Here is a 15,824-nt window from a genome sequence, read left to right on the forward strand (position 1 = left end):
ATGCGTATTATTCTTTTTTTGAGCGTTTCACTACTGATGTTGTTTTCAAAAATGGCGGCGGCGTATGAGTGCTCAACTCAGCCATCGAATAACTACAGAACGAACCCCCAACTGACAGTGCCCCGTGATGCACCTGTAGGGGCGATTGTGGGAGTAGGATTATCAAATATCACACCATTTTCGTGTGTGAACTACGCCCCAGTGCTGACTTATCAGGAATATGGCGTTAAAGCATACGGAAATTATCTGATGATGATCGATGGCCGCCGAGTGTACAGCACGAACGTCCCAGGTATTGGTTATGCGGTCTATGCAGCATCTACTAGCTGTACCGGTAGCTCTTTTGGAAAATCAGTGGATGGTTCAAATACGATAGGGGGTGATAGCAATACGCGGTTGCTGTGTAGCGCAGCTGGAAAGCTAAATGTCGGCTTAGAAACTATGCCGGGGTATGTTCTTTACAAAACCGGTCCGGTCTCATCAGGTACGGTGGAGACGACAAAAGTAGGGGCACTGGTACTGAGAAATAATCAGTCTACCTGGCAATCCCCGGAGTCAGAGTTTGGGTTTTACGGTTTTAATGTGCAGTCGACAGGCTGTTCCATCAGTAACAGCAATATCAGCGTGCCTATGGGTGACGTCAAAAAGAGGGAATTCAGCGGTATTGGCAAGCCGGCTGCCAGCAGTAATACGAAGAACGTGAATATTGAGTTAGCCTGTACACCAAAGACGATGGTCAGTTTACAGGTTGACGGTAATATTCACGATGCAGCAAAAGGGTTGCTTAATCTAAGCAATATAGAAGGAACTGCAACGGGGGTCGCAGTCCAGTTGCTATATAAAGGCGATCCACTGCCATTAGGCTCGCCGCTGTTGATCGGTGAGGCTTCTACGACGATGACCATCCCGCTACAGGCTCGTTATTACCAGACACTAAGCACGATCGAGTCTGGTTTTGCGAATAGTGTCGCGACTTTTACGATGACTTACCAGTAAAAACATATTCTGGTTCATTATTGACAGTTATTCTTGCGGGACGAAAATATGTTCACCATGCTAGGAAGCCCTGGCGGAACTTTTTGGTCTGATTTCGAACTGGAGGATTAAATATTTGCACGATGATTTATAGCGAAAGAATAATTTTTTAGTGCCTGGATGGATAACTATTACCTCCACCATGATGTTTTGTAATCAGGCGAGTTTTATATTTTATCGCTTCCTTAATTGCAAATTATCTATTAGGGCTAGAGTTACTATTTTCATAATTTGTGGCCATGTACTTAATTGATACTGGATAGTGATAATATGTTATTTAAGATGTTTATATAAGTTAATTCTCAATGATTTTTGTTTCGGTCCCTATAGTATTGTTATTTCTAAATGGATAAATAAAACGTAAAGAAAGTTACCGCCTTATTATTAGGAAAAGTTAAGTTAATTATTCAATAACAAGCTAAAACAACAGATTGGTCATATTTGGTGCACCGCAAGAGCAAGACGTTCCCGTCTTAAACCCAGATCGGGACCATTATCTAAATGTCATATGCAACCCTGCCCGTCAGGGTTGCTTTAAAGTGCGGCAGAATATGCTGCAACCGGAGGTTATATGTTGACAGAAAGCCATTGCCGTCCGGGAGAGAATTCCCTGGCTAATGATATACGCAGTTCCGCTGTAGATTATATACTGACTGCTTGCCCATGTGTCGCACGCGGCGTTGAAACCCTGCTGAACGCTGAAAAACGTTGCTGCGTCATCATTATGACGGGTAACAGAGATGGGTTTGCTGACTGGCTTTGCAAAATGACGTCCGACAGCCGTGTGGTGGTCTACCTCCCGAATGAACTGATATCCATGCTGACCACCTTGCAGGAACTGTCATTGCTCTGTCGGTTATACTCCCACCCTTTGTCGGTGCTTATCCTAAGTACGGCACGGCCGGAGTGGTTGTACAGTACCCTGCGCGCACTCACTGGCGGAGGAGCTTCATTGGCAGCCATGCGGATAGTGTCTCCGGAAATTTCCTTACAGTCTTTAGCCCGTATGTTGAAGACATGGAGCCAGATCCCTCTGCTGGCTGAACAGGAGCGGAATAGCATCCGGGGAGAGGGGATAACCTCCCGGGAGCTGGATGTTGTACTGAACCAGCTACTTGGTGAAAACATCATAACACAGGAAAAGCGCCTTGGAGTTAGTTGTAAGACGCTGTATTCTCGACGTATATCTGGTCTACGCAAGCTGACTGACCAGTTTCCATATCTAACCAATCTGTTACCGCGTCAAATAAGCATAAATATAGCCTGATCGAGTATAACAAACTCTCCTGATGAGACGTTTAGGCCCACCACCAGGCCATTGTGCGGAGTCAGATTTTGAGTATTTTTCAGTTCCTTCTGCGTGATAGCGAGTGCAACACGGTGAGCTGTGACCAACGCTTCAGACGCAGCCGTGCTGCTGATCAGAGCATTTGTCGCCACTGACTGTTTCAGCGCTTGCTTCAGGCTGATTTCGGCATTATGTTTTGCGGTAGCGGCATTATCCACCTGCTGTGCCGTGACATAGCCTTTTGCCATTAACGGCTGAAGCCGGGCCAAAGTTTGGGTCGCCAACTTGATGTTCAATCCGTAATTAATATAAATACGGATCAACTTTAAATATCACCTCACCTTGGTGTACAGCCCCCCGTTTTCCTTGATGTTGATCGACACGATTCGGTCCGGCACTGAGCTGCTGACGTTAACGACGTTAGCGTCAATAACCGTATCTTCTGACATCGGACGACGGGCATCCTGATACAGGGTATACCAGCCAAGGCACGCCGCCGCGATAACTATTACACCGCCTGTGATTAGCGCCACCTGGCGCTTGTGTCCGCTCGGTTTGGATGATTAGCGCGCAAATATCAGCGGAGAGGAAATGAACGTCACGGCAAGCGCCAGGCAGGCATAAACCAGTAATCGCGCCGGAAGCGCGTCGTCGATGCCGAGGCGAATGAAAATCACCCATGCGATAACCGCCGCGACGATGCCAAGCAAGGCGCAGACTATCCAGCCAGGAAAGCAGAAGCCGAGCAGGGAGAAGACGGGGGCTTGCTGTGCAACACACCCGCTTAGCATAAACAGGGCGATGGCCATGAGCGGCAGTGTGTTTATAAAAGACGCGCACATTCACCATTGACATCCCTTAACTCGCTACGACGAGTATTAAGCCTGCTTTTCCAGTGTATTTTTATAAATGATGCCGTCTTTCATAATCACCTGAAATGTTCCATCGGGTTGGGCAAGCAGTTGGATATCGCTCAGCGGATCGCCATCGATAAGGATCATATCTGCCAGCGCCCCCGCTTCCACGACACCAAGTTTTCCCGGATACGGGTTACGCGGGCCGGACATGGCGCACAGCTCTGCATTGACGCTGGTGGCCATTTTCAGGATTTCCAGAGGCGTGTACCAGCGGACCAGCTTCGCCAGTTGCGCACCCTGACGGGTTGCCAGATGCGCATCAAACAGTGTATCAGTGCCCCAGGCGGTTTTGATATTGTGCTTTTTCGCCAGACTGTAGGCGGTATCCGTGCCCGCTGACATCAACAGCTGTTTGGCACGGGAGGCGGGCGTTGCCATTGGCACCGCATCTTCATCATCCAGGAACGGTTGTAAGCACCACCAGAGCTGTTTTTCGGCCATCAGTTGCACCGTTGCTTCGTCGACCAACTGCCCGTGCTCAATACACTTCACCCCGCCTTCAATTGCCATGGTCACGGCGCGTGTGGTATAGGCATGAACGGTGACGTAGGTCCCCCAGTTTTCAGCCGCCGTAACCGCCGCTCTGATTTCGGACACTGAGCCTTCGGTAACATCAATACCATCATACATTGATGCCACACCGCCCCCCGCCATAAATTTGACCTGCGACGCCCCTCGCATCAGCTGTTCTCTGGCACGTAATAACACCTGATCCGAACCGTCAGCAATAGCAGTAATGCCTACTCGCTCGATGTAACTTAAATTATCAGCAGGTGCGCGGGGAATATCGCTCAGCATGCGGAAGTCACCATGACCACCGGTTTGAGAGATAAATGCGCCAGATGGGTAAATGCGCGGACCACTGGTGATACACTCATCAATGGCACGTTTAAGCCCGAATACCGGACCGCCCATATCGCGCACTGTAGTGAAGCCGCGCAGTAATGTTGCTTGCGCCTCGGCAATTGCCAGTGCCTGTATATAATTAAAATCAGACGTCATGGCAGTCATCATAGAAGGCCGAGCCATAATTGCGTGCCAGTGTGCGTCAATCAGTCCTGGCATCAGCACTCCTCCCTTGCCGTCGATAATCTCCGCTTCGTCAGGAAAAGTCCGATCTTCCGGTTCAATCGCTTTGATGAGATTTCCCTCGACAATAACCTGGAGGCCATCACGCAGATGATCCGATATGCCATCAAAGATCCGTACATTGATAAATATCTTTATATGCACGGTGTCCGCAGTTGCGGTGCCATGCTGTGAGTGTGCGCCAGGAAGAGCGTAAGATACGGTCGCCGCAGTGATAGGAGGTGCTTTTGCTGCCTCCCTGGTTAACATTGCATTAATGCGGACAAAGGCCGGGCTATGGCAGAGGCAGGTTTCGGAATGCTCAAGATAAGGATCACGGATTTGGATTTTATGCTGCATAGAATAAGGCTCCATACATAATCGAGATGTTAACGATGTTCCGGAAATTTTAAAAAAACTGCGGATATAAAAAATCTGATAGTACCTTGAGGTACTCCAGATTTTCATCAACTCAATGATTTTTATATGTTTTTTTTGCGTATAGGAACGTCCCAAAACAAAAATATGGTCGGACTCGGAATCATTCAGCTTTCTAGTAAATTGAAATGTAGCATGAATTTTAACCGTGGTTATTGTCAAGACCCGTAGATTGACCCATTTTTTCATAGATAGATCAGAATGATGGGTCATATACGATACAGAAATGTCCGGTTCGTTGCTTCGGTTCGATTCCCTGTGATGTCGATAAATCGTAATGACATTAGCGTTACGATTGCTGTATGATTAATATCCAGAGAGTAAGACGGAGGATAACATCATGCCAGCGACGAACAGCGTTTCTGTTAAACGCGAAACATTGAATTTACGCATCAAACCCGCAGAACGGGATCTGATTGATCGTGCAGCTAAGGCCAGAGGAAAAAATCGTACTGATTTTGTCCTTGAGGCTGCGCGTGCCGCCGCAGAGGAAGCGTTGATCGATCAGCGCATCATCATGGCAGATCCCGATGCTTATCAGGAATTCCTTGCCCGTTTAGATCAGGCTCCTGCACCAAATGCCGCGCTGCGCAAAACCATGCAAACACCTGCTCCGTGGGAGCAGAAAAAATGATCTCTGCCCCTGAGCCACTCCACGCCGAACATGTACTTTCCTCATTCTGTTGCGGCGTGGAGTCTATGGACAACTGGCTGAAACAACGGGCGATGAAAAATCAGGTCACTGGCGCATCACGAACTTTCGTCAGTTGCGATGGCTCAAAAGTGTTGGCGTATTACTCATTGGCCTCCAGCGCCGTGGCAACGAATGCTGCCCCCGGACGCTTTCGCCGCAATATGCCCGATCCGATCCCAGTCGTGGTGCTGGGTCGTCTGGCAGTAGATAAATCATTGCATGGTCAGGGGGTAGGGCGGGCGCTGGTACGGGACGCTGGGCTGCGGGTGATTCAGGTGGCGGATACTATCGGCATTCGCGGGATGTTGGTTCATGCGCTGTCTGATGAAGCGCGTGATTTTTACCTACGAGTGGGGTTTGAACCTTCACCGATTGACCCGATGATGTTGATGGTGACACTGGGGGATTTGGTTGGGAGTTTATCAATTTGAAATTGATACCGCGCTCGTACATTCCCTAAAAATGAATAGTCCGTTTTGTTGGGATACTTACAGCCTGTAAGTATCCCAGCAAATCGTACCATTACTGATCATACTCATTTACTAAGATCACTATGAATAAAATGTGATGTAACCAACTAGAAACTCTCTCAAATCCCCCAAAACATAAGATTAATAGCATCCTTAATCTCATCCGCGTAGTCGCCAAGATCCGCGATCTCTTCACCAATAACCTCAACCGGAACGCTCGATAGTTCCGTGGTCATCAGCCGATAATCTTCGCCGTCGATGCGGATCTGAGGGAACAGCGTTTTATTCACTTTCTCAGACAGATGATGTGATTCGATAAGTGGAATGACCATGCGCCGCTTGGGTGTGTCGACAATATCACTCTGCACATCGACAAACATTTTGTAGTGGCTGGCACGTTTGTATTGATAAACAATGAATTGCATGATCACCAGTTCCTGTTTTCATCCGCAAATGAGCCATTCTGTGCGATAAATCGGGCGACTTCTTCCATCCCTTCGCGGTTTTCCTTCTTCCACTCCTCAGCCTTGATGCGGCGGGCTTCTTTGCCAATGGCATCATTCACCAGCCCGGAAATATTGACTCCGGCAGCACTCAGAACCTGATAATTGTCTTTGTCTACGGTAACGCTGACGCGGTGTTTCATGATGGTGCTCCTCTCTTGTACATACTTTGAGTATATACTTCACATGATTGTTCAGCAATTAGCCAAGATTCAAATCTAACCCCTTCAATTCCTCAAACGTATAAATCCGAAAAACATTGCGGTGCTTCGCTTCCAGCGGGATATGCTGATGGTTGATGATGGCGTATTTTACGCTATTGAACATCCGTTCAATAGCTCGCTTTATCTGCGGATCGGGCACGATATAGAAGACGTACATCCAAAGTTTTTGAGTACGAGTTATCAAATGTTGGGTGATAATTGCCTGATAATGGGCCTTGGTTTTCAGACGGCGCTCAGTCTCCACGGCGATGACGGTTCCGTCTGGTAACGTTATCACTCCGTCCGGTCGATGATATACCTGATAGCGGCTGCGGAACGTTGAGCAAGCGCCGCTAACCCACCCATAAGCGCCTTTCTTTTCCAGAATGAGCCGTGCGAGCTGGTTATCAAGATGCTGCTCCAGCATCCAGCCGGTGACTTTCGCAGGCTCGAACCGTACAGGAAAACCATCATCATCTGGCGTGATGACAACGGCTAATCCGTCGTTGGTGATCCCCCACAGTGAGATTTTCTCCACCCTTGTGCAAAACGTCTGTTTTTGAATGAATCCCATGTCGATGGCTTTTGCCAGCAACAGGTAAAGCGGTTTGTGATTTTTATAATCAAAAAGCAGCATCAGCGTTTTAAAGTCGCTGTAGGTTTCTTGTTTCAGGAAATTGAGCAGTATCTGGATCTTTTCGTGACTACGCGCTCGGCGTTTACGGTAATCGGAAATCAGCATGGCTCCTCCTTCGCATTTTACCGGGTTGTTCTTTCTTTTAGCGTTATTGCCTCATGGCATCGACTCAGATTTCTGTGAATGGCATGGGTCCATGTGATGCGCCGATAGCGTGAGGCGAGTACGGTGACTGCATCGCAGCCATGTGCCGGGAAATACATTTCCCGGCACAAAACGGCGTGCGCCAGTTCATGCGGGCTGGACGCCCTTATTCTGTGTCGCATGGGGGTAATGTCGCGGCTGGACGCCACGCCAAAACCCCCAAGGTCAACGGCGGCACACCGTCGCGCGCTACGCGCGACGGTGTGCGGGGCTGTCGCCCCAAATAAACCGACGCGTGGGCGCGTCTTTTTGCTCGCTGGGGCGGCAAAATTTATTCGGCTCCCCGGCCTGCTCGGTTCCCCTTGGGGGAACGCTCGCCGGTGGGTTCGGGCGACGCAAATTAGCAATTTCTGCGAAATTGAATTTACTCGCCTCACACCACGGGTGAATGCCCGCGAGGCGCAGGCATCCACCCGCCTAAACCCGTCGCGTCCTGCGTCGTGGCTGAATGGCCTGCTGGGCGCTGTCAGCGTTGCGAAAATAAAACCTGCGGGCATGTCTTCTCCCTACTGAAATCAGCCGATAGGGAAGGCTATCGGGAAAAGAGGAGGAGGCCTGCAAACAACTCAATATCGCATATCAAGAATTAGGGGGATTCAGTTATGGCAGCAAAAAAGCCCTGACCGTGAATGACTCACGGCAGAGCTTTAATCAGGCTCGGGTTCAGAGGCTTATCGGGCGGGTGGGAGCGTGTGTGCGTCTGTGCATATCGTTAAGCGCCGGGATGAGTAAACTGATTGCAGTTAACCCATGTCCCAACTGGCACAAGCTTTCTGGCGTCGATTCGCACACATCATTATCGGCAAAGGTAATCAGCGCATCGCCAATGAAATTCAGACAATGGCAAAGCCCGGCCTGCGTTTCGGCGCAATACTCTGCCACCTGCGAGAGTTCGTCATCGTCCATGTTTGAAAAGTCCAAATGAGCCAGCGCGGCGTTCATGGCAGAATACAGGCACTCGCAATCCGGCAGTGATTGATAAGACGAGCCCGTGTTACTATCAGTGTCAGCCATAGCATTAGTCCTCATAATGTTGTGGTCAGAAGCCCGGTTAGTGTTCCTAGCACTACCGGGTTTCGCTCTTTACTGTTGCAAAACACCATGTAATTGCGGTGTAATTACAACTATACCATGCTATGGAATTTGTAATTACAATGTCAAGTGAAAAATCAAAAACAGACCAGTATCAAATTCGACTGTCCCACGAGTTTCGTGCGCAATTAGAAGAGCAAGCCCATAAGGATGGCGATAAGACATTGGCTACGTGGATAAAGCGTGTTCTGCGTAAGGAACTCCAGACGCGCGGTATTGAACCAAAAGGTTGAACGGTGGTTTGAGTCAGTCGATGTAGCAAATCCTAACGTGTAAGAAACGTTTGGCAGAATGCTCGAATGATTTTATGACAACGCTCCTGACGGGCTTTCTATCACATAGAAAGCCCGTCAGGAGCCAACAAGCGCAGCGCGTTAGCCAGCCGTATAACTTCGCGCATAAATATACGGCGCGACATATCCTTCACGGTTTACGTCCAGATAATCCGACCACCACTGCATCATTTCGATTCTGGCTTCCAGATGCTCCGCTTTATGCACATAGGCCGCCCGCACGCCGTTGCGCTCTTTGTGGCTCATCTGCCGCTCAATGGCGTCTTTTGACCAGCGCCCGGACTCGTTCAGGGCGCTACAGGCCATTGTTCTGAAGCCGTGACCACAGATTTCGGTTTGGGTGTCGTAGCCAATCACGCGCAGCGCTTTGTTAATGGTGTTCTCACTCATCGGCTTGTTCAGGGTATGTGCACCTGGAAAAACGAAGACTGATTCGCCGGAATGCGCCCGAATCTGTTTCAGCAGAGCGACCGCCTGCCGTGACAGCGGCACCAGATGTTCATCCTTCATCTTTGCGCCACGCGCTGAAAACCTCACGCCGTTTACCGCTTCGCGTTGGGCGGGCACGCTCCAGATATGCGTTTTGAGGTTGAATTCATCCCAGCGGGCAAACCGCAGTTCACTGGGGCGCAGAAACACATGCAGATTCAGCTCCAGCGCCAGACGGGTCAGCATCCGGCCTTTGTAGCTATCTATCTTCTCCAGCAGTTCAGGCAGGCGTTTCAGCGGCAGGGCGGGATGATGTTGGGTCGCCACCGGGGTCACGACGCCGTCCAAATCGTAAGCCGGATTGTATTTGATTACGCCCTGTTGGACGGCGTGGCGCATGATTTTGGTCAGATGCTGGCGCACTCGTCCGGCGACGTCATGCACGCCTTTGTCGTCAATGGCCTTAACCAACTGTGCCAGATGGCGGGTTTCAACCTGAGCGATATCCATCGCGCCGATAGTAGGGAAAACGTAGCGTTTCAGGCAGATGAGAATTTTATCGGCGTGCGCGTCCGACCAGAGCTTAAGGCTGCTGGTGTGCCACGCCTGAGCGACATACTGAAAGGTGCGGGATTCCTCAACGGTGGGATTGTTCGTCTTGCGAAGCTGAGAAGGGCTGATGCCGGACGCCAGCAGTTTACGCGCCGCATCGCGTTTTTCACGGGCTTCCGCCAGCGTGGTTTGCGGGTAGGGGCCAAAGGCCAGACGGCTTTCTTTACCGCCGAGGCGATAGCGGAAATACCATAGCTTAGCGCCGCTGGTGGATACCGTGAGGTACAGGCCTTGCGAGTCGGTGAGCTTGTATGATTTTGCGAGAGGTTTCGCGGATCGGACTTTGCTGTCAGTTAACATATGAGGGTCACTCCCGTTCATCGAACTGAATGACCCGCAATCTGACCCACAAATTCCCCGATACGAAGGGATAAATCAAAACGCATCGGAAAAGATTTTCACGCCAACTTATTGAATCGCAATAACATAGGGATTTATAGGGAGGCATAAAAAAGGAAAGATGGTGCCCGGACTCGGAATCGAACCAAGGACACGAGGATTTTCAATCCTTATGTCTAATTGTTAAATTCATTACTATCTTGTGATTTAAATGCAAGTTCGCATCCTGAGATAAATATCAGGTGCCTAAATGCATGTAATTCCAGTAATTTCTACCAAGGGTGGGGAAGGTAAATCCACTCAAGCAGCCAACCTTGCCGGTTTCCTTGCCGATGCAAATCTAAAAGTCCTTCTCATCGATGGTGATTATGCTCAGCCCACGGCCAGTAGCATTTTCTCTCTCACCTACGAAGCACCCAAAGGTTTGTATGAGTTGCTCATGCAGACTGCGGATCTAAGTCAGCCTTCCAGCATCATATCCAATAGTGTTATTGACGGGTTGGATGTGATTGTTTCCAACGATCCCCACGCTCAGCTTCCTACTGCCATGCTGCACGCTCCGGACGGGCGGTTACGCTTACGCAATGTTCTGCAGCATCCCCTTTTCCAGTCTTATGACGTCATCATCGTTGATTCCCAAGGTGCCCGTTCCATTATGTTGGAATTGATTGTTCTTGCGGCGACACAGACAGCTGTGGGCGTGGTAAAACCCATACTGCCTGATGTCAGGGAGTTCATCCGTGGCACTGTCAATATGATGGAGAACCTGCTGCCTTTTTCCGCACTTGGTCTGAAGCTCCCCGAAATCCGCATTCTGATTAATTGCATGAAGTACACCCGCCTTGCTCGCGCAACGTACCAGCAGCTCGAAGAAATCATTAATGACGGCAGATACAGTGCGCACTGCGAGAAGATTGATGTCTCTCTGCTTAGCACCTTTATCTATGACCTTGAAATTTATGTTGAAGGACATGCGGTTGGTCAGCCGGCCCATCGTCTGGAAAAGAAAACAGGGCGTGTCAGTGATTCTGCATTCTCCACCATGCACCAACTGGCCTGCGAACTTTTCCCTGAATGGCAGAGCCGTTTCGACTCACTGAAAACTGAAGGGCAGGTGAGCCTATGAAACCGGTTGATTTGGATAAAGATAAGCTGAAAGGCCTCGTGTCTTACGGGGCCGAACAAAGCATTTTAGGCGGGTTAATGCTCGATAACGACCGCTGGGATGATGTCGCGCTCATCATTTCAGCAGAGGATTTTTTCAGTAAAGCTCATCAAATCTATTTTCGTGAAATGAAACGTCTGATCGATGCGGGCAAGCCCATTGACCTCATCACGTTGACCGACTCTCTTGAACAACAGAACTTGCTCGAACTGGTGGGCGGATTTAGTTACTCCGCCACACTCAGTAAAGACACGCCCAGTGCCGCCAATATTGTGGCATACAGTGAAATTGTGGCGAGGTATAGCCGCGCACGTCAGCTCGCCGCACTAGGCAACGATCTGACCAGGGAAGTATCAGCCCCGCGGGCTGATATATCCGCCATCATGGAACAGTCTGAAAAACGGATCATTGATATTGCCGAAAAAGCGGAGCCGGAAAAAGGCACGTCTGTGATTGAGGGGCTAGAGCGTCTTATCAGTGATCTGGAGATACGTAATGAATCCGGTAATGGGATAACTGGTACGCCGACAGGTTTTGATGATCTTGATACCCGCACCTGCGGGCTGCAGGCCAGTGATTTAGTGTTGCTGGCCGGTCGTCCATCGATGGGCAAAACGGCACTGGCGATGGGGATAGTCACTGGCGCGCTTGAGCAGCAGAGAGACAGCGTCGTTCAGGTGTACAGCCTTGAACAACCGACTGAACAGTTACTGATGCGTATGATCTCCTCTCTGGGAAATGTGGAACTTCAGCGTCTGAAAAGCGGACTGTTAGAGGATGAAGATTGGGCGCGTATCAGCAACGTAGCAGGCCTCATTGCGAATGAATGGCGCGACCGGTTGATTATTGATGATAGCAGCTACCTGACACCGCCAATGCTTCGCATTCGAGCGCGTCGCAGTGCCCGTAAACACGGTAAACCGTCGCTTATCATGCTGGATTATTTACAACTGATGCGCTGCCCTGATCAGGAGAACAGGACGCAGGAAATCGCTGAAATTTCCCGATCGCTAAAGGCACTGGCCAAGGAGATGAAATGTCCAGTTGTGGCGCTCTCGCAGCTTAACCGCTCTCTTGAATCCCGTGCAGATAAACGACCAAATAATGGTGACCTGCGTGACTCCGGAGCGCTGGAGCAGGATGCCGACGTCATCATGTTCGTTTATCGCGATGAAGTCTATAACCCGGACACGGAAGATAAAGGACTTGCTGAAATTATCATTGGCAAGCAGCGTCAGGGACCCATCGGTATGATCAGACTGCGGTTTGACAGCAGGTTTACGCGTTTTGAGTCTCTTCGGGCTCCTGCCGTTCAGGGAGGGACATACTGATGAGCAAATACAACAAAGTGAATCTTTCAGATGCCATGCTTCAGCGGGGGAAATCACCGTCACTGCTGAACTCCGAAAGCAATGTTTCACCGCTGGTACCTCCTGTCAGTGAAATGGCGATGGTGCTTACTCTGGATCAGCTGCGTCCCAATCCAGATAATCCGCGAACTTCCCGTAATCCCCGGTTTAATGACATTAAGTCCTCAATCCGCGCGCGCGGGTTGGATTCCATTCCTAAAGTGACACGCGATCCGGACGGTGAGGATGTGTATATCTTCAGCGACGGAGGGAATACTCGTTATCAGATCCTCTGTGAATTATGGCAAGAAACCGGAGAAGACCGTTTTTATCGGATCCAGACCATTGTTAAGCCATGGCCGGGACGGCTGAAGTGCTTGATTGGCCATCTGGCTGAAAATGAAGTCCGGGGCGACCTGACCTACCTTGAAAAAGCCTTAGGGATTCATAACGCACGGGCTATCAGCGAGAAACAGCTCGGAAGAAATGTTTCGCTTAGGGAACTCTCAGATTTGCTTAATCAGGAAGGTTATCCGATCCATAACTCTTCGATCAGTCGTATGGAAGATACGTTAAAATATCTCTATCCCTATATGCCTGATGTGCTGAAGTCTGGGTTGAGCCGTGGGCAAGTGATGCCTTTGCTTGCATTGCGGTCCGCCGCCGAAAAAACATGGAGTGAGTATTGCACCAGTGTTGATACCACCCAAACATATGATGATGTTTTCAGAAAGACGAGTGAGTCGTTTAATAACCCAGACTTGTACTCCCTCGAAATGTTCCGTGATGAGCTTATCGGTGAACTGCTCAAGGCATTACCTCACCCCTCTTTAAATTATGACCGTTGGCTGATTGAACTTGATCCGAAAGAGCAGCAGCGTCGGGAAATGTTTGGTGACCCGCCTAAGCCGCCGGTCGTCATATATCAGGAGTCACCACAGCCTGCATCATCAGGCAAAGCGATCACCCAGCTCCCACCACAGTCTGATGGGGAACCTCACCTCACCGGCCTGCGTTCCGGTACCCTGACCGGCGCGGGTACCCGACCTGAACCGTCGCCGGATAACAAGGCTGAATTGCTTGTCCCGACATTACCTTCATCCATGCAGACCCTGATGGACGGAGATCAGAAACGTCCCACTGACAGAACTGAAACCCAGCCAGATCTCTATGGTGGCTCCACCGTTATCAGCGGGCAGACTGAAGCCCGCCCGGCCTTTAATACGGACAACCTATTTTCTGCGTTATCTGAATCTTCTGATGAAACCGACCGTTCTGTCTCCTCCGTGGCGTTTGCGGCGGTTGGGTTGGAGCCGGTCAACGATATCTGGCATATCCCCGCATTACAGGACGATATCGAGCACTTGCAGGATATGGCTTATCGGCTGGCTTTTGAACTCGCCGAGGCGATGGGGTGCACAGACAGTATTTCTGAAGATAAAACCGAACACTCGGCTGGCTATAGCGCCTCTGCTCAAAGCAGCAATGAATTTGTGCTTTTCCTAGCGGGAATGACCGGGAGCTTTTCGAGCGAACCTTTTAATATGTTCATGTTCTGCCTAAATTTTTTCGGTTCGCCTGTGATAAGCGACCAGCCTGTTTTTGATGATCTGCATGTCGTTAAAATGATGCGGCTGATCCGCGTGTTACGCCGCCTGCGTGAGTTGCAGCGCGATGCGGCGAAAGGAGGTTCCCATGAACTTTGATCTCAATGATGAAATGGCGCAGGCCGTGACAGAACAGCAGCTCAGAGCAAGTTTAAGCCAGATCCTTAATGAAGTGCGCTCTGATAAACCATCACATCATTATTGTGAGGACTGCGGGGCCACTATCCCCGAAGCGCGCCGTCGAGCAGTACGCGGTGTCAGGTTCTGTGTCGGCTGTCAGGAAGTCAGGGAACACCATCAACATATTGGAACGGGGAGGAACGATGATCACCGGTGATAATGAAAAGCTGTTGCGCCGTATCCGGAAGCTGATGGCTCTGGGTACCCGTAACAATAACGCGTATGAAGCGGCCCGGGCTGTGCGCCTTGCGCAGGTGCTGATGCAACGACACAACCTTTCGCAGGACGATGTCGCGGTTTGTGCTGTACAGGAAGCGGTGAGTTATCAAGTGTATACCGACGCTATCAGTATTCCCGGATGGTTGAATGCGCTGGCTGCTGTCGTCTGCATGGCAACGGGCTGCCGTTGCTGGTTCAGTTGGTATCGCACGGTCACTCGAGTGGGGCGGCAGCGTGACCGGCGCTCATTGCATTTTTATGGACTGAACGAACGTCCCGACGTGGCGCTGTACGTTTTTACTGTGCTGTCCCGTCAACTTAAAAATGCCACCACATGTCATATGCGTTCGGCATACCAGCTTAAACGACTCAAGTTGCGGACAAAACGTAACCGGGCAGACCAGTTCCGGGAAGGTTGGGTGGTGGGGGTATGGAATGTCCTGGAGCCGTTTGCCCCAACAGAGAAAGAATCAGGTGTCCTGCGAAATTGGCTGGCACAGCGATGCGGCCCGGCACTGTCCGACGTTAACGTTCGTGAGGTAAGGCGCTGCCGCGGGGATTCCAACGCGCGAATATCTGGATGGCTGGCCGGTCGACGTGCAGAGCTGAATAAAGGGATTTACGGTCAAGCATCGACGGCATCCATGTTGTCTCTAACGGTTTCCGGAGGGGAGGGATGATGAGTAATGTGCTGATTTTCATGGCGTGCTCTACCCGTTGGATAACGGGCTTTTGGTTACTTACGGACTTGGGGATTAACGGGGGTTACGGTGAGCCAGAATTTATCTCAGGCAACGAACACCATATTGACACATCTCCTTATGGAGCTGAAATCTGGCAACATCCGCCGGTGCGAGTCGCTGGGCATGACGATTGAGGAAGTGCGTCAACTGAGCCAACTGACGGTGGATGATCTTCATTACCTGATGCAAAGCAGTGTGTCGGTACTGAATTTGAGCATCAATCACGATAACTTCTGGATCATCGTTCAGCAGTCCAGAACGGAGCAGAAGCGGATGCAGCGGATTGATCGAGCGCTAGTGTCAACGCCAAGATTTATGGCCGTTTTGGGGGTGCGGATG

At 50.3% G+C, this 15,824-nt stretch carries 18 protein-coding genes and 2 pseudogenes; 12 read left to right on the plus strand and 8 right to left on the minus strand.

Annotated elements, in window-relative coordinates:
• Both PCO85_05170 and PCO85_05175 read left to right on the plus strand, forming a co-directional pair.
• Nucleotides 1-996 carry a fimbrial protein gene (locus PCO85_05170; GenBank protein ID WJV54825.1) on the plus strand — a complete coding sequence of 332 codons (996 nt, stop codon included), beginning with the start codon at nt 1-3 and terminating at the stop codon, nt 994-996.
• Nucleotides 997-1,606: 610 nt separating this feature from the next.
• Nucleotides 1,607-2,302: a hypothetical protein gene (locus PCO85_05175; GenBank protein WJV54826.1), complete on the plus strand. Its 696-nt coding sequence runs from the start codon at nt 1,607-1,609 to the stop codon at nt 2,300-2,302.
• On the opposite strand, the pseudogene PCO85_05180 reads toward PCO85_05175, so the two are convergent.
• From PCO85_05180 to PCO85_05190, 3 genes and pseudogenes are all read right to left on the minus strand, one after another.
• Nucleotides 2,281-2,856, minus strand: a pseudogene (locus PCO85_05180) (multidrug transporter subunit MdtN). The gene PCO85_05175 and the pseudogene PCO85_05180 sit on opposite strands and share 22 nt — an antisense overlap.
• 30 nt (nt 2,857-2,886) lie before the next feature.
• Nucleotides 2,887-3,165, minus strand: coding sequence for a YtcA family lipoprotein (locus PCO85_05185; GenBank protein WJV54827.1), 279 nt, complete (start codon nt 3,163-3,165; stop codon nt 2,887-2,889).
• Nucleotides 3,166-3,201: 36 nt separating this feature from the next.
• Nucleotides 3,202-4,668 (minus strand): amidohydrolase family protein, encoded by a 1,467-nt coding sequence (locus PCO85_05190; protein WJV54828.1) that lies wholly within the window; start codon nt 4,666-4,668, stop codon nt 3,202-3,204.
• Nucleotides 4,669-5,086: 418 nt separating this feature from the next.
• Here PCO85_05190 and PCO85_05195 point away from each other — a divergent pair, with 418 nt between their 5' ends.
• The gene (locus tag PCO85_05195) at nt 5,087-5,380 is read left to right on the plus strand and encodes a DUF1778 domain-containing protein (GenBank protein WJV54829.1); all 294 of its coding nucleotides are present in this window, start codon (nt 5,087-5,089) and stop codon (nt 5,378-5,380) included.
• Nucleotides 5,377-5,871 (plus strand): GNAT family N-acetyltransferase, encoded by a 495-nt coding sequence (locus PCO85_05200; GenBank protein WJV54830.1) that lies wholly within the window; start codon nt 5,377-5,379, stop codon nt 5,869-5,871. The genes PCO85_05195 and PCO85_05200 overlap by 4 nt, the downstream gene beginning before the upstream one ends.
• Nucleotides 5,872-6,029: 158 nt before the next feature.
• On the opposite strand, the gene ccdB is transcribed toward PCO85_05200, so the two are convergent.
• The 4 genes from ccdB to PCO85_05220 all read right to left on the minus strand — a co-directional run bounded on the left by ccdB (nt 6,030) and on the right by PCO85_05220 (nt 8,471).
• A complete protein-coding gene (gene ccdB, locus PCO85_05205) occupies nt 6,030-6,335 on the minus strand; it encodes a type II toxin-antitoxin system toxin CcdB (protein WJV54831.1) in 306 nt (101 codons plus the stop codon).
• A 2-nt stretch (nt 6,336-6,337) separates the two neighbouring features.
• Nucleotides 6,338-6,556: a type II toxin-antitoxin system antitoxin CcdA gene (gene ccdA / locus PCO85_05210; GenBank protein ID WJV54832.1), complete on the minus strand. Its 219-nt coding sequence runs from the start codon at nt 6,554-6,556 to the stop codon at nt 6,338-6,340.
• A 58-nt stretch (nt 6,557-6,614) separates the two neighbouring features.
• Nucleotides 6,615-7,358, minus strand: coding sequence for a MobC family replication-relaxation protein (gene mobC, locus PCO85_05215; GenBank protein WJV54833.1), 744 nt, complete (start codon nt 7,356-7,358; stop codon nt 6,615-6,617).
• 762 nt (nt 7,359-8,120) lie between these two features.
• Nucleotides 8,121-8,471 carry a hypothetical protein gene (locus PCO85_05220; protein ID WJV54834.1) on the minus strand — a complete coding sequence of 117 codons (351 nt, stop codon included), beginning with the start codon at nt 8,469-8,471 and terminating at the stop codon, nt 8,121-8,123.
• 140 nt (nt 8,472-8,611) lie between these two features.
• Between PCO85_05220 and PCO85_05225 the strand changes: the two genes are divergently transcribed.
• Nucleotides 8,612-8,782: a hypothetical protein gene (locus tag PCO85_05225; GenBank protein WJV54835.1), complete on the plus strand. Its 171-nt coding sequence runs from the start codon at nt 8,612-8,614 to the stop codon at nt 8,780-8,782.
• Nucleotides 8,783-8,923: 141 nt separating this feature from the next.
• Here the strand turns inward: PCO85_05225 and PCO85_05230 are convergent, their stop codons facing one another.
• Entirely contained in the window at nt 8,924-10,183 is a 1,260-nt protein-coding gene (locus tag PCO85_05230; protein ID WJV54836.1) for an integrase arm-type DNA-binding domain-containing protein, read from the minus strand.
• A 289-nt stretch (nt 10,184-10,472) separates the two neighbouring features.
• Here PCO85_05230 and PCO85_05235 point away from each other — a divergent pair, with 289 nt between their 5' ends.
• The 7 genes and pseudogenes from PCO85_05235 (at nt 10,473) to PCO85_05265 (ending at nt 15,782) form a co-directional block, all read left to right on the plus strand.
• Nucleotides 10,473-11,348: a ParA family protein gene (locus tag PCO85_05235; GenBank protein WJV54837.1), complete on the plus strand. Its 876-nt coding sequence runs from the start codon at nt 10,473-10,475 to the stop codon at nt 11,346-11,348.
• Nucleotides 11,345-12,718: an SPI-7-type island replicative DNA helicase gene (dnaB-PI, locus tag PCO85_05240; protein ID WJV54838.1), complete on the plus strand. Its 1,374-nt coding sequence runs from the start codon at nt 11,345-11,347 to the stop codon at nt 12,716-12,718. The genes PCO85_05235 and dnaB-PI overlap by 4 nt, the downstream gene beginning before the upstream one ends.
• Entirely contained in the window at nt 12,718-14,442 is a 1,725-nt protein-coding gene (locus PCO85_05245; GenBank protein ID WJV54839.1) for a ParB family protein, read from the plus strand. The genes dnaB-PI and PCO85_05245 overlap by 1 nt, the downstream gene beginning before the upstream one ends.
• Nucleotides 14,432-14,680, plus strand: a complete 249-nt coding sequence (locus PCO85_05250; GenBank protein WJV54840.1) for a TraR/DksA C4-type zinc finger protein — start codon at nt 14,432-14,434, stop codon at nt 14,678-14,680. Before PCO85_05245 ends, PCO85_05250 begins: the two co-directional genes overlap by 11 nt.
• A complete protein-coding gene (locus tag PCO85_05255) occupies nt 14,667-15,422 on the plus strand; it encodes a DUF2786 domain-containing protein (GenBank protein ID WJV54841.1) in 756 nt (251 codons plus the stop codon). The genes PCO85_05250 and PCO85_05255 overlap by 14 nt, the downstream gene beginning before the upstream one ends.
• Nucleotides 15,419-15,619, plus strand: a complete 201-nt coding sequence (locus PCO85_05260) for a hypothetical protein (protein ID WJV56188.1) — start codon at nt 15,419-15,421, stop codon at nt 15,617-15,619. Before PCO85_05255 ends, PCO85_05260 begins: the two co-directional genes overlap by 4 nt.
• Nucleotides 15,564-15,782 (plus strand): annotated as a pseudogene (locus PCO85_05265) (STY4526/YPO1902 family pathogenicity island replication protein). Before PCO85_05260 ends, PCO85_05265 begins: the two are co-directional and overlap by 56 nt.
• Nucleotides 15,783-15,824 lie beyond the last annotated feature (42 nt).

Source organism: Prodigiosinella aquatilis (assembly GCA_030388725.1).
Classification (GTDB): domain Bacteria; phylum Pseudomonadota; class Gammaproteobacteria; order Enterobacterales; family Enterobacteriaceae; genus Prodigiosinella; species Prodigiosinella aquatilis.